General features: G+C 50.2%; 1 protein-coding gene (only partly in view). It reads right to left on the bottom strand.

Features of this window, described 5'->3' with window-relative positions; genetic code table 11:
- Window positions 1-15,950: the start of an SdrD B-like domain-containing protein gene (locus tag AB0L18_RS05165; protein ID WP_367391510.1), read on the bottom strand. It extends 23,923 nt beyond the left edge of the window; the window shows 15,950 of its 39,873 coding nt (coding positions 1-15,950); it begins with the start codon at window positions 15,948-15,950; its stop codon lies beyond the left edge, outside the window.
- Between the last annotated feature and the right edge of the window lie 157 nt (window positions 15,951-16,107).

Consider the following 16,107-nt stretch of genomic DNA (forward strand, 5'->3'; position numbering starts at 1 on the left):
TTCTGAATACCATTGGCATTGTCATCTTCCCAAACAAAATTTCCGATGACACCACAGTCTAAAATCGACACACTAACCGTAGCAGTATCCGTACAGCCCGTCGTAGCAGTAACGATCAGTTCAAAGGTTTCATCCACGTTTGCGGTAAGCGTTGGATTCGCCAAAGTAGCATCATCCAAACCAGTAGCTGGCGACCAACTGTAGCTCGCAATACCCGTGCCTGGCTCGGCTGGCGGAGGGGTGCCCGAAGGAGAACCACCCAGCACCACTTGCTCACCTGGACAAGTCGATATATCTGCCCCGGCATTGGCAATAGGATTTTTATTTACATCAACAAATACGCGTACTTGCTGCGTACGTACACAGCCATTCTGTTCCACCGTAAGGGTGTAAGTAAAATCAAAAGGAGGGTTGGCGGTTGTCTGTGGATCACGGTTGTTTTCCAGGAACAGGTTAGGCGACCAGATGTACTGAGCACCCACTGGGCCCGCTTCGCCTTCTGGCAAACCAATGGTGGCCTCACCGCCCTGGCACATGGTCTGGTCGGCACCACCAGCAGCAAATACAGCTTGGGTGATTTCAATATTGTGTACATAAGTTTCTGTACACAAACCACGGCTTACGACCAAGGTTGCGGTATAGCTTCCAGGAGTAGCGTATGAGACCGTTACATTGCTTTCGGTTGAAGAAGTAGGTGTAGCCGAACCGCTAAAGGTCCAGCTGTAAGTAGCACCTGCGATGGCCGGAGCTGCACTAAACAGTACGCCTTCTTCTGCACAAATGCTAGCAGGTGCATTGATACCGGAAACAAATGCTGGATCAACATTGATCGTCATTTGATCGGTAGCAGTACAGCCGTTGGCATCGGTAGCCGTGACGGTGTAAGTCGTCGTACTCGTAGGAGATACTGTAAGGTTATTTCCTGACAAGTTACCGGGCATCCAGGTCAAGGTAACAGGAGCGGTACCACCCGTAGTCGTTGCGCTAAGCGTAGCACTACTGCCTTCACAAATCGTCTGGTCAGCTGCTGCTACAACCGTAGGAGCGGCCTGGTTTTCAATGGCTATACTGGCCGTACCAAAACAGCCATTGGCATCCGTGACGGTCACATGGTAGGTTCCTACTGCGAGGTTAGTCGCGGTAGCTGTTGTGCTCACGTTGGGTGACCAGGTGTATTGGTAAGTTGCTTGACCGCCGCTTACGCTTACGTTGATGGTACCATTGTTTTGTCCACAAGTAGCATCCGTTTTGCTGAGGCTGGCTACCGGGTTTTCGTTGACCGTAACCGTAACCGAAGCGGTGGAGGTACAACCCAATTCGTCTTCTACCGTAGCGACAAAAGTAGTTGTCACCGCAGGCATTACCGTAATGCTGGCTCCCGTTTGGTTACCAGGCATCCAGCTGTAAATAAGGTTACCAGTACCACCGCTGCCAGTAGCAGTAAGGGTGGTGCTGTTGCCAACACAGATAGCTACATCAGGACTAACATTGATCGCGGGAGGAACAACGGGGTTAAGGGTAACGGTAGTTGGGCCCACCATACAACGTGCACCAGTGTAGCTTACTTCTACATTGTAAGTACCTGCTCCCAAACCGGAGAAAATATTACTTGCTTGCCAAGTACCTCCGTTGATGCGGTATTCAAGGCTGGCACTTGCGCCACTTGCGTTGACGGTGAGGCTGCCGTTTTCGGTACCGTTACAAGAGGTAGGTTGTACGAGGTCAACACTGGTAATGGCAGGTAATTCCAAAACAGTGATCGTCACATTTGCTACGGCCGTACAGCCCAGGCTGTTGGTTACCGTAACAAAATATTGAGTTGTCGTAGCAGGCGTTACGTCTACGCTAGCGGTAGTTGCGTTTCCTGCACTGGCGTCCCACTGGTAACTCACTCCGCCGCTGGCGGTAAGAGTGGTGGTTTGGCCTTCACATAATTCTAGCGAGGCAGCAATCGCGGTAGGCGTTGGTGCAGCATTTACGGTGACGGCAGTTTGATCGGTACAGCCATTGACATCGGTGATACTTACCGTAAACGTTTCAATGGAAGTGGGCGTCACTGTGATCGCAGCGGTACTAGCGCCTGTGCTCCAGGCGTAAGTTCCGCCAGCACCCGCGCCATCCGCCGTAAGGGTAGTCGTGGTATTCTGACAAACGATGGGGTCGCCAATGATGCTGGCAACAGGATTGTTATTGACAATTACTGTTACAGAAGCCGTATTGACACAGCTGTTGCCATCGGTGACAGTCACCGTATAAGTCGTGGTGGTTGCTGGATTAACGTTGATGGTTGCGGTGGTCGCATTGTTGCTCCAGGCGTAGTTAGTGCCACCAGTGGCGGTCAGAGCGGTCGTCTCTCCCTGACAAATTTCGGTGTCTCCGGTAAAGGTAATTACGGGAAGATCATTCACTACAACCTCTACCTGGTCGGTAGCCACACAACCATTTTGGTCGGTAGCGGTGACGGTATATGTGGTCGTGACAGTAGGGCTTACATTAACGGTTATTCCCGTCAAGGAGCCGGGCGACCAGCTGTAGGTGATCGTGCCTGTGCCACCTGTCCCTACGGCTGTAAGGTTGGTGCTTTCATTCAGACAGATCACTTTGTCTGTACCTGCACTCACCGTTGGGGCGGCCTGATTGGCAACGTTTACGGTAAGGATATAAGTACAAGAAAGTGCATCAGTAACCGTAAGCTCGTAGCTACCCGCCATAAGTCCGGTACGATCTTCTGGATCATTTGTTCCTGACAAATCGGCCCAATCATAGGTATAAGGTGCCGTGCCGCCAGTGACGGTTACATCAGCAGTACCGTTGGCCGCACCACAAGTAGCATCAGCCGAAGTATAAGTAGCTACCAGTTGTGCTGGCTCCGTGATAGTTCGCGTAAGGGTTGCAGTACAGTTATTGGCATCCGTCACCGTCACCGTGTAGCTACCGGCAGCTAGGTCGCTGATATCTTCGGTGGTAGCACTGTTGGTCCAGGCGTAGGCATAAGGCTCGGTACCACCAGTAACAGAGAGGTCAATCGCGCCGTTGGTACCCGCGTTACAGCTTACCTCCGTCGTGGTTGCCGTAGCTGCAAGTACAAGGGGCTGAGCGATGGTTTCGGTAAGGGAAACGGAATTACCATTGGCATCCGTTACGATGACGGTATAGGTACCAGCAGCCAAGTTGGTACGGTTCTGAGGGTCATTGGTTCCCGGCAAGTCTTGCCAGTCAAACGTGTATGGTGCCAAACCGTTGCTTACCGCAATAGTAAGTGCGCCGGTGCTATTACCAAAACAATCAACATCTAATAAATTGGTCGTCACTACGGCCAATGTGCTGTAGAAACCAGCATCTACATGATCGTTTTGCTGGCCGGCAGTGATGGTGATTGTGGCCGTTTGTCCGTTCGTTACACTGGCATCACTATCGGTTGCTTCTACCCCACCCTGATTGATCGGACTTGGTGTATATCCCGCTGGTGTGATGAACTCAATAATGTAATCGGCAGGGAATAAATCAGTAAACGTGTACGCACCGTTGCCGGCGGTAGTTGTCGTGGCTATTTGGTTACCTGCATCATCAAGGAGGTTGACGGTAGCACCATTTATGCCGGTTTCTCCGTTGTTTTGGATACCATCCTGGTTGGTATCATTCCAAACAAAATCACCAATGCTTCCGCAATCAATGACGGTCACGGCTACCGTAGCGGTATCAGTACAACCCGTCGTTGCAAATACGACCACTTCATAAGTGTCGCTTTGTGTTACTGTAACATTGGGGTTTGCTCCGTAAGGATTGTCCAGACCAGCAGCGGGGGTCCATACATATCCTGCAATAGCCGTTCCTGGCTCCGCTGGTGGAGGCGTACCCGTTGGCGAACCACCCAGGGTAATTGCTGTACCAGCACATACTTCGATGGCAGCACCCGCATTGGCAATAGGATTCTTGTTAACGTCCACAAATACTTTCACCTGATCGGTACGCACACAACCATTTTGTTCTACTGTAAGGGTATAAGTAAAGTCAAATGGAGGGTTAGCAATGACTTGAGGCGTACCATTATTGCTTAAGAACAAATTGGGTGTCCAGGTGTAAGTTGCGCCCAAGGGGCCTGCTTGTCCTTCAGGTAAACCAATATTGGCACTACCGCCCTGACAAACCGTTTGGTCATCTCCCGCGGCAGCAAATACGGCTTGCGTAATATTTATATCATGGGTATAAGTTTCGGTACATTCTCCGCGAGTCACCACCAAGGTTGCGGTGTAAACACCAGGCGTATTTCCATAACTTACAGTTACACTGCTGGCGGAAGAAGAAGACGGCGTGGCTGGTCCTGAGAACGTCCAAGCGTAAGTAGCACCAGCAATTGCAGGATTCGCTACGTACAACACCCCTTCTTGTGCACAAATCGTTGAAGGTGCAGAAATACCGGAAACTATCGCCGGATCAACCGTAATCACCACCTGATCGGTAGCAGTACAGCCATTGGCGTCGGTAGCTGTGACGGTATAGGTTGTTGTCGCCGTTGGGTTCACCACTACATTGTTTCCACTGAGGTTGCCGGGCATCCACGTCAGGGATACCGGAGCAGTTCCTCCGACAACGGTGGCGCTTAAAGTCACGGGGCTACCTTCACAAATCGTCTGATCATCAACAGCTACTACGCTTGGCGCAGAAAGGTTATTGACGCTAATGCTCGCATTGCCTACGCAGCCATTGGCATCGGTGACGGTGACATTGTATACACCCACGGCCAGGTTTGAGGCACTGGCAGTAGTACTTACATTGGGTGACCAAGTGTATTGGTAGTTGGCTTCACCTCCTGTTACACTTACGGTAACGGTACCATTATTTTGGCCACAAGTAGCATCCGTTTTAGTGAGGCTAACGAGGGGGTTATCATTCACGGTAATCGTCACTGCATCGGTAGAGGTACAACCCAATTCGTCGATTACGGTAACGGTATAAATAGTCGTTGCCGTTGGCGTTACACTAACGGTTGCTCCACTCAGAGCGCCTGGCTCCCAGGTGTAGGTCAGGTTGCCCGTACCGCCACTGCTTATTGCCGACAAGGTGGTACTCGTACCAAAACAAATTTCCGTATCGCTACCTGCATTGATACTAGGAGGAGTTGCCTGGTTTAAAACAACGGTAGTTGGTGCTACCAAACAACGGCCACCGACGTAGCTTACTTCTACATTGTAGGTGCCTGCTCCCAGGCCTGCAAATAAATTACCCGCTTGCCAGGTTCCACCATTGATACGGTATTGCAAATCATCATCAGCACCCGTAGCATTGACGGTAATGCTGCCATTATCCGTACCATTACAAGAAGTTGGTTGAACCAAATCAACACTTACTATTTCTGGTAATTCCAGCACGACGATGGTCACATCAGCGATGGCCGTACAACCGAGATTATTGGTGACGGTTACAAAGTATTGGGTGGTCGCAGCGGGTGTTACCACTACACTGGCATTTGTTGAGTTGCCCGCATTGGCATCCCACTGGTAGCTTGCACCACCACTGGCAGACAATGTTGTTGACTGCCCAGCACAAAGTTCTACGGAAGCAGCAATTGCTACTGGATCGGGTGCTGCACTTACCGTTACCGCAGCTACATCTGTACAGCCATTGGCATTGGTAGCAGTAACACTATAGGTCTCAATTTGAGTAGGTGTAATGGTGATCGAAGCCGTCGTTGCACCCGTACTCCATAAATAAGAGCCACCCGCTCCAGCTCCTGCAGCCGTGAGGGTAGTCGTTTGATGCTGACACACGATTGGATCACCAACGATGGTAGCAGTAGGATTAGGATAAACGATGATCTCCTGATCCAAGCTAGCACTACAGTTATTGGCATTCGTTACCGTAACGGTGTAAGTGCTGGTATTTGCTGGGTTAACGGTGACGCTAGCCGTGGTAGCACCATTGCTCCACAAGTAGCTCGTGCCGCCAGTGGCCGTTAATGTGGTGCTTTCGCCCTGGCAGATCTCCAAGTCACCTGTGATAGCTGGGGTCGGTAGGGGGGTGACATTGACGCGCATCTGATCGGTACGTACACAACCGTTTTCACTTACCGTAAGGGTATAGTTGAAGGTGAACGGTGCACTAGACGTGGGCTGCGCAATGTTCGTATTGTTCAAGAAGGTGCTTGGTGACCAGCTGTAGCTTGCCCCACTTGGGCCACCCTGACCAGCAGGTAAGCCGATTTGTACCGTCTGACCAGCACAAATGGTTTTATCAGGACCCGCATCCGCAAAGACCGGAGCCGTAATCGTGATGTTGTGCGTGTAAGTTGCTACACAAGTGCCACGGCTTACCGTCAAGGTAGCCGTATACGTACCTGCGCTGGCGAAGCTTACTGTTTCGCTCGCGTTGGTTGAGCTCGCAGGTGTAGCTGGGCCGCTGAAGCTCCAGGCATAAGTAGCACCAGCTACCGCTGGGTTGGCTACAAACAATACGCCTTCCTGCGCACACACACTCGCTACCGCATCAATACCAGAAACAAATGCAGGATCAACCGTGATCGTTACCTGATCGGTAGAAGTACAGCCGTTGGCATCGGTTGCCGTGACGGTGTAAGTAGTCGTCGTGGTTGGGGATACGCTTACGCTAGCGCCGCTGAGGTTGCCGGGCATCCAGGTGTAGGTGACTGTGCCAGTGCCGCCGGTTGAGGTAGCGCTGATGGTCGTGCTCGCTCCTTCACAGATTGTGGTCGTGCCACTGGCCGTAACCGATGGCCCCGTCAGGTTATCAATAGAGATGCTGGCGGTACCAATACAACCGTTAGCATCCGTGACGGTGACGTTGTAAGTACCCGTAGCTAAGCCAGTAGCACTGGCCGTTGTGCTTACGTTGGGTGACCAGGTGTATTGGTAAGCAGCATTTCCGCCACTTACACTTACGTTGATCGTACCATTGTCTTGTCCACAAGTAGCATCCGTCTTCGTGAGGCTGGCTACTGGGTTTTCGTTGACCGTGATCGTTACTTGATCCGTAGAGGTACAGCCCAGTTCGTCTTCAACGGTGACCATATAAGTGGTGGTGACCGTTGGGGATACACTCACGCTGGCACCGCTCAGGTTGCCGGGCATCCAGGTGTAAGTCAGGCTACCCGTGCCGCCGCTGCCGTTGGCCGTCAGTGTGGTGCTGCTGCCAACACAGATCGCTGCGTCATTGCTCGAAGCTACTACGTTCGGCGGCGTCACAGCGTTGAGGGTCACAGTGCTTGGGCCTACCAAACAACGACCACCCGTATAGCTTACTTCTACATTGTAAGTGCCTGCGCCCAAACCTGTAAAGACATTGCTCGCTTGCCAGCTGCCGCCGTTGATGCGGTATTGTAGTACCGCAGATGGCCCCGTAGCCGTGACGGTGATCGTGCCATTTTCGGTGCCGTTACAAGAGGTCGGTTGAACAACCGCTACATCAGTGATGACGGGTTGCTCTAAAACAGTGATCGTGATGCTGGCCTCGTTGGCACAACCTGATGCGTTGGTCACGGTTACATTATAAGTCGTAGTAGCCAAAGGCGTAACCGTAATGGCCGCCGTCGTAGCATTGCTGGCATTGCTGCCCCACTGGTAGGTAGTTCCTCCGCTGGCGGTCAGTGTTGTTGATTCTCCTGCACAAAGTTCGATCGAAGCGGCTACCACTGTTGGCGTGGGGGCTTCGTTGACGGTGATGCTTGTTTCATCGGTACAGCCGTTGCTGTTGGTTACCGTTACCGTATATGTTTCGATACCCGTTGGGGTAACGGTGATTGTTGCTGTTGTTGCGCCCGTACTCCAGGCGTAAGATCCACCTGCTCCGGCGCCGGTGGCCGTAAGCGTGGTGCTTTGTCCGTTACACACCAGTGGGTTCCCGCTAAGGGCAGCTACTGGGTTGTTGTTGACCACTACCGTGGCACTGCTCGTGGCGCTACAGTTGTTAGCATTCGTTACCGTAACGGTGTAAGTGCTGGTATTTGCCGGGTTAACCGTGACGCTAGCCGTAGTAGCGCCGTTGCTCCACAAGTAGCTGGTGCCGCCAGTGGCCGTTAGTGTGGTGCTTTCGCCCTGGCAGATCTCCAAGTCGCCTGTGATGGCTGGGGTGGGTAGTGGATTCACAGTCACCGTCACCTGGTCCGTAGAGGTACAACCGTTTTCGTCGGTAGCAGTGACCGTGTAGGTAGTGGTCTCCGTTGGAGATACACTTACGCTGGCGCCGCTTAGGTTTACGGGCATCCAGGTGTAAGTAACTGTACCTGTACCGCCGTTAGAAGTAGCGCTGATGGTAGCGTTGCCTCCTTCACAGATGGCTGGAGTGCCGCTGACGTTTACCGATGGGCCCGTCAGGTTAGCAATAGAAATACTGGCGGTGCCGGTACAACCGTTGGCATCCGTAACCGTGATATTGTACACGCCATTTGCCAAGCCGGTAGCGCTAGCTGTGCTGCTCACATTTGGTGACCAGGAGTAAGTATAATCACTTTGTCCACCGCTTACGCTGGTAGAAATCGTTCCGTTATCTTGTCCGCAAGTAGCATCCGTTTTGGTAAAATCTATTATTATTTCTGTAAGTTCAACCTCAATATCTACCGAGGCAAAACAACCATTATGGGTGACGCTAGCCGTGTATGTTCCTACTTTGCTAGCATCTATTATACCAAGTATGGCATTATTACCAGTAGCCGTAAATCCATTAGGGCCTGTCCATTGGGCAGAATAATTATCGGGTGCTATACTTAGGGTCAAATTTTCTCCTTCACAAACGGTAACCGCACAGTCAGATTCTGGGCCCCAACCATTATAATCACTTTCACATTCTAATACCAAAGGAAGAACAACTACATTAAAAGAAACGGTTGCCACACATCCGTTAGATGTGGTATATTCTAAGGTATAAATACCAGCTTGGTCTTCTCTTATATTATCAACAAAAGGTTCAGCAGTAGTAGGCGATGTGCTTAGCCCGTTAGGACTAGACCAAACATAGCTCCCACCTGAAGGGGTAGGATTGCCACTAAAAACAACCTTTTCACCGCAATTAGCAACAATGTCGGTGCCTTGTATCCATTCGCCGTGGGCTATATTCCAACGGGGAAATAAAGCTACATTTTCGACTACAACGGTAACCTCTTCCGAAGCTATACAACCGCTTGCATCATTTGCCGTAACCGTATAAATTGTCGTAACTGATGGCGTAACAGTAACACTACTGCCCGTCAAATTACCAGGCATCCAGGTAAAGTTTACCGGTCCATTGCCGCCTGTAGTGCTCACCGTTAGCGTAGTGCTTTCGCCCTGGCAGATCTCCAAGTCACCTGTGATTACAGGGGTCGGTAGTGGGTTGACATTAACGCGCATCGCATCGGTGCGTACACAACCATTTTCACTTACCGTAAGGGTATAGTTGAAAGTAAACGGCGCGCTTGAGGTGGGTTGCGCAATGTTGGTATTGTTCAAGAAAGTACCTGGCGACCAGCTGTAAGTGGCACTACTTGGGCCACCCTGACCCGCAGGAAGACCTATTTGTACCGTCTCACCGTTGCAGATCGTTACATCAGGCCCCGCATCCGCAAAGACCGGAGCTGTAATCGTGATGTTGTGCGTGTAAGTTGCTACACAAGTGCCACGGTTTACCGTCAAGGTAGCCGAATACGTACCTGCGCTGGCGAAGCTTACTGTTTCGCTCGCGTTCGTGGAGGTCGCAGGCGTAGCTGGGCCGCTGAAGCTCCAGGCATAAGTAGCACCAGCTACCGCTGGATTGGCTACAAACAATACGCCTTCCTGCGCACACACACTGGCTACCGCATCAATGCCAGAAGTAAATGCAGGATCAACCGTGACCGTTACCTGATCAGTAGAAGTACAGCCGTTTTCATCCGCTGCCGTGACGGTGTAAGTAGTCGTCGTGGTTGGGGATACGCTTACACTGGCGCCGCTGAGGTTGCCGGGCATCCAGGTGTAGGTGACCGTGCCAGTGCCGCCGGTTGAGGTAGCGCTGATGGTCGTGCTCGCTCCTTCACAGATCGTAACATCGTTGCTAGCCGTTACGACCGGGCCTAGTTCCTGTACGATGGTTACATTAGGGAGATCCACAGGGCACTCATCGTTGCCCCAACGTACCCATAGATCGTAAGTGCCAATAGCAAGATTACTTACCGTGAAGCTACCGACATTGTCATTGGTATTGTGAGGATAGGTATTCCCGCCATCGATGCTAAATTCAATACCTGTACGACCACTTTGGTCAGGGAAAGTAAACGTTATCGTACCATTGGTACCACCACAAGTTGCATTGGTAGCAAGGCTAGTAACTTGCGGAATAGCCAAAACCTCAACGGTTACTTGGTCTGTAGCAGAACAGCCCAACTCATCGGTCACGCTAACGGTGTAAGTGGTGGTCGCAGCAGGCGTTACCGTGATGCTAGGTACCGTTTGTCCGTTTGGATCCCAGGCATAAGCGAGGGTTCCTGTGCCTCCGTTTCCAGATGCAGTGAGGGTCGTCGATTGATTAAGACAGATCGTCACATCATTGCTAGCTACTACAGTTGGCAACACGACGGGATCAAGCGTTACACTCACTGGCCCTGCGGGGCAGCGATTGCCCGTGTAGCTTATTTCTACATTATAGGTACCTGCTGCGAGGTTATTGAAGCTGTTACCAAACTGCCAGGTGCCTCCGTTGATACGGTAACGCAAAACACCAGAACTTCCACTGGCGTTTACCGTGATCGATCCATTATCCGTACCATTACATGAAGTGGGCTGCACCAAATCAATCGAATTGATGACAGGTTGGGCTAATACGGTAATGGTTACACTGGCTTCCGCCGAACAACCCGCCGCATTGGTCACTGTCACCGTGTAAGTAGTCGTACTTGCAGGAGTAACTGTAATGGCAGGCGTGGTTGCGTTGTTTCCATTCGCTCCCCAAAGGTAACTCACCCCTCCACTAGCAGTGAGGGTGGTTGATTCACCTGCACAAATCTCCAATGAGGCTGCTACTATGGTTGGAGATGGTGCATTATTGGTGGTAATGCTGGTTTGATCTGTACAGCCATTTGCATCTGTTACCGTAACGGTAAAGGTGGTTGCTCCAGTAGGGAAAACAGTAACACTTGCAGTGTTGGCACCCGTGCTCCAAGCGTAGCTGCCGCCTGCACCTGCACCTGTAGCGGTGAGGGTGGCACTTGCATCTTCACACACCAGTGGATTGCCCGACAGGGCTGCTGTTGGATTATTATTCACCGTCACTGTTGCAGTAGCCGTATTGGTACAACCATTCTCATCGGTGACCGTCACCGTATAAGTGGTGGTGGTAGCTGGATTGACCGTAATGCTCTCGGTCGTTTGGCTATTGCTCCAGCTGTAGCTTACACCGCCACTAGCGGTGAGGGTCGTGCTTTCACCCTGGCAAATCACTAAATCACCCGTAATTTCGGCTACAGGTAAAGGATTAATCGTAAGCGTTACGGCTACTCGGCTGGTAGTTGTACAATTACTCGTAATGTTACGGCCTTCAGCAAAATAGGTACCTGCCGCAGGAGGCGTAAAACTCAATGAGCCAGCCAAGAGAAGATTGCCACCAGTAGCAGCATCGTACCAATCGACAGTATTATCTCCCAAAAGCCCTTGAGTAGCAATCGTTGCCGTAAAGGCAAGAATAGGATCGCTCGCACAAATGACCGCAGGATTAGCGCTGGTAATGACCGGTGGATTAATAGCTGGGCAGAAACAGTTTGGAGGGGTGATGTCAATAGTTGTTTGACAACCCGTTGTGTTGTTAACCGCCGTTAGTAAAAGATCATCAAGATTACTTACTCCATTAATGGTGTAGCTTCCTCCTCCGTTATTGATCAGTGTCCCGCTCGATGCTACTAAGGTCTGCGCATTGGTGACCGTTACTTCTACGTCATAAGTAGCAAAAAGATCCCCCGGGTCACATTCACTGCTAACTACAGTAATTGCAGGAACCGGGTTGACCGTGATCGTTACCACATTGGTCACACCGTTGCCACAACTATTATTTGCGTAAGCGCGGCGGCGGAATTGGGTGGTCGTTGAGATCAAACCTGGATCGTAGCTCTGCCCCGTAGCGCCAGTTACTACCGTCCAGGTGTTGCCATCAAGCGAAGATTCCCATTTATAAGAAGGGTTGATATTGCTACCAGAAGTAGTGATGGGTGTTCCTACAATTTGTGCAGGATCAAAAGGTCCGCAATTCGCCTGGTCACCACTAATCGTTCCATAATTGGTAATCCGGTCTCTCACTGTTACAGCTACACTAGCGCTGGCGGTACAGCCTGTGGCGTTTGAAGCTGTGACATTGTAAGTGGTCGTTACTGTAGGGGTTACTACCTGACTAGCGCCGCTACCCAAACCATTGTCCCACTGATAAGTATAGGCAGTTTGTCCATCGACGGGAGCCGCAGTAAGTGTGACGGAAGTATTTTCACAAATATCATCATTGGATACCGTTGCCGTGATGGCAGGATAGTCTGCTACCGTAAAAGTCACGATATTAGAAGTGGCGTCCTGACAACCAAACCCAGGGCAAGCATACATAGCCTGGTACTGATAAGTACCTGCCTCCAAAGTCCCATCGGTGATGAGCATAGCTCCGGTATTTGTCAGATCTGTCCATGCGCCAGAAGTACCGGCCCGAAACTGCCAAATGACATCTCCACAATCAATACCACCACTAGCTACTGCGGTGAGGGTACTGGTGGTCCCTACGCACACATCCGCGTCATTGATACTAATGCTTACTGCTGGATCATCAAGAATGGTGACGTCGATGGAGGTACTGGCATTACAGCCGTTGCCATCCGTGATAGTTACAAAATAGGTACCGGAATGAATAGCCGCAACACTATTGGAGATGACTGCATCACCGCCATTACTGGTGTAGCCATTAGGGCCTGTCCATTGGTAAGCGGACATGCCATTAGGGTTAACCGAAAGTGCGAGGTACTCTCCCTCACACAAGATCACGGAACAGTCTTCTTCTACAAACCAGGCCCCATCGTGGTAGCTTTCACAGATCAAACTTACAGCAGGGTTGACGGTGATCGTGACGACATTGGAGGCTGTATTCGAACATTCTCCGGTAGTGGCTAAACGACGAAACTGCGTAGTTGCCGACAATGCGCCAGGACTATAGTTTTGTCCGGTCGCACCGGAAATATTCATCCAGGTTCCGCTGGTACCTAAACGCGATTGCCACTGGTAACTTACGGATAAGTCAGACACGGCAGCAGTACCCGTAATGGTAGCTGGGGTAAAGATTCCACAGTTGGTCTGGTCACTGCTGATGGTACCTGGGTTGAAACCTACACAATCAACACACTCTTTTTCTACCAAAACCAGACCGGCTACTACGTAGGATTGGCCGTTTTGGTTAGAAGTTGGAGGGCAGCCCCAATTACTACCAGTAGGTGATTCTACGGTAATACTCACCGTGGTGATATTGCCGGGAACATTATTCAGCGTAAGCTGTGGCACCGCCAAACAACAAGCACCATATATAACGTCAGGCTGGTAAATCTGCTGAGTCGTTGTGACACTACCCGCTGTCGCCGTAATATTTAGCACCCGGCAATCTAATGTCATTTCAGAGATAGGTAAATCAATGACCAAATCCCGGGCGGTATAATCGGCCGGGAAGGAAACATCAAAGGTAAAGCTATCTTGATAACCACTGCGGGTAGTATAGGTGCCCGAATTGGCATTGGCCGCCGCTACATTTCGAAATGCATAGACGACGATGGACTGGAGGTCATTTTCGTTGGTATAATCTCGATAAGTAATTTGAGACGTAGACCCCAGCGCCAAACCGCGATAAATCTTTACGTTGGAGCTGGTACCAGGAGGGGTATATCGCTGGAGGGTATAAAAATTACCACTGGCATCTTCGATAACAACGGAGGCCCCAGGGTTTGAGCCTTTGTAGACAATTTCAATAGCGTATTGGTAAACATTACCAGGATTGGGAATATTGACTACAGATACTTCATCTCCATTCGTACCCGCACCATAGAAATCCACTCTTACACCATCGTCACAAGTAAAAGACCAATCTGTTGGTTCCGGAAGATCTTGCCCATCGACGATCTGGAAAGTAATGGTTTCGGTATCACAAGTCCCCCCATTGCCGTTGCTTTGTCCGTAGGCAGTGGCTTGCACGGTATAGGTACCCGCACCGATTATCCAAGCAGTATTGCTATTGGGGTAATCATAGGATGCGTTGTTTTCGGTTTGTGTACCATTATGGCTACCACTGACATTAAAGACCACACTCCCGATTGTTCCCGTAGTAAGGGCCGTAAGCCGGAATGCAGCGGGAAGATCATCAAGGTTATAAACCCCGCCATTGGTCAAAGGAATATCGTTGCTACCACTAATATCGTCTAGCATAAATCCGGTAATATTCCCGGAGTTATTACTACTGATCGTAAAGTTGTATGGCCCGGTCACACAAGTACCATTGCTATTCTGAATGTAGACATAATGGCTGCCTGCACTTAATCCGGTAAAGGTATTGCTGGTCTGCCAGGCACCACCATCTACGCCATAATTGTAACTTCCTGTTCCGCCACTAGCGGTAATTGTTACGGAACCACCTACACCACATAAAGCATTTGTGGTAGCTAGAGAGGCGGTAAGTGCACAAGGTGTTTCGCAAGTATACTCGAAGAAAGGCTGCAAATTGGGGTTATCCGGGATATAGGTCACCAAACGCTCATGAGCTCCCGTAAGGTTGGAAGAAGTAACAGCAGCAATCGCACTGGAACAAAGAGTATTACAATTCGTGATGGTTCCCGTAATGTACCAGATGGCCTGGCTCATCGTGGTGTAGTTGTAGCCTAGATTTTGACCATTACAAAAAATCCAATTGATGCGCTCTCCTTGCAACGCGGTATATCCGGCATTGGTAGCCCCTACTACTCTGGTGAAAGTTACTTCACCGTATTGATAGCCCATCCCGGGAGTTGGCTCTGTTAGATTGAAATCTGCACAGAACACGCGGCGAGAGGTCCCAATATTACAGTTGGCGTCTACATAAGAAATACACCCCTGGTAATCATCATCTGTGTAAATATAGGTATTGGAAGACACGTGAGACCTGTCAATAGCGATCGTTTGGTTATCACAATTGGTGTAATAAATGATACCTGTACCACAGTTGCCTGTGCCTCCGGGTGTATTTTGACTGGAAACACAGATGTCATCAACGTATAAGTTGGCTGTAGTATTCACATCTCTGGTTACCCAAAATGCAGCATTCACTGCACCAGCCGGAGCTGGAGCAGTGAGAAAAAACTCCTGCCAGGTATTTGAAGTTGAAGGAAACTGGGCCGCATATTCGGTCAACTGGTTCCAATTGGCATCAAAATAAACAATACCATAACCCGCCCAACCACTGCTGGAGGTGTTGTTGGCAAAAAGGCTAACACCATAAGTCTGTCCTCCAGAAACGGAAATAGCTTGTCCAATAGTCGTACTTGGATCGTCTAATACACAGGAAGCTGCACCCGAATGAACGGTGGAACTTTGCGCAATAGCTACACCGCTATCTATGTTCCAACTGTTCATCGCGGATTCAAAGCCGGAATTTGAAACAATATTTCCCGCACACACCGTAACCATGCTCGTACTTGCTTGCAGACCCTCCTCTCGATTATCCTCGGTAGAACTATTTGAGCGGTTAGCATCACTGCCCGTTTTCTGGAGGGTATTGCTATTAGAATGGGAATCACTTTTAATGAGTCCACTACCATTATTGGTATTACCTACTTGCAGATGAGTGCTCCCTATGTGGTCATACCCCATAGTGCTACTTCCTGAGTTGAAAGTATAAAGTGCTTCCAATGAGCTGTTAACACTTTGAGCCTGGATTGATGAAGCACCAAGCAAAAAGAAAACAGCAGATAAGCTAAGCACGCTTTTAGCGATTGAGTAACAATGACTCATATACAAAGTGTTGTTTGTGTTTGTGGGTCGTCCTTGAACAAAGCAACCAGACACTACAATAGCATCTGTCATAGATTACTTTGACAAAATTCAAAATTTGGGCTGCAGATTAACGGAAAATCCTAAGATGTCCCTTACAAAAGCTCTCTGAAAATGG

It is taken from the genome of Lewinella sp. LCG006 (assembly GCF_040784935.1).
In the GTDB taxonomy this organism is placed as follows: Bacteria; Bacteroidota; Bacteroidia; order Chitinophagales; family Saprospiraceae; genus Lewinella.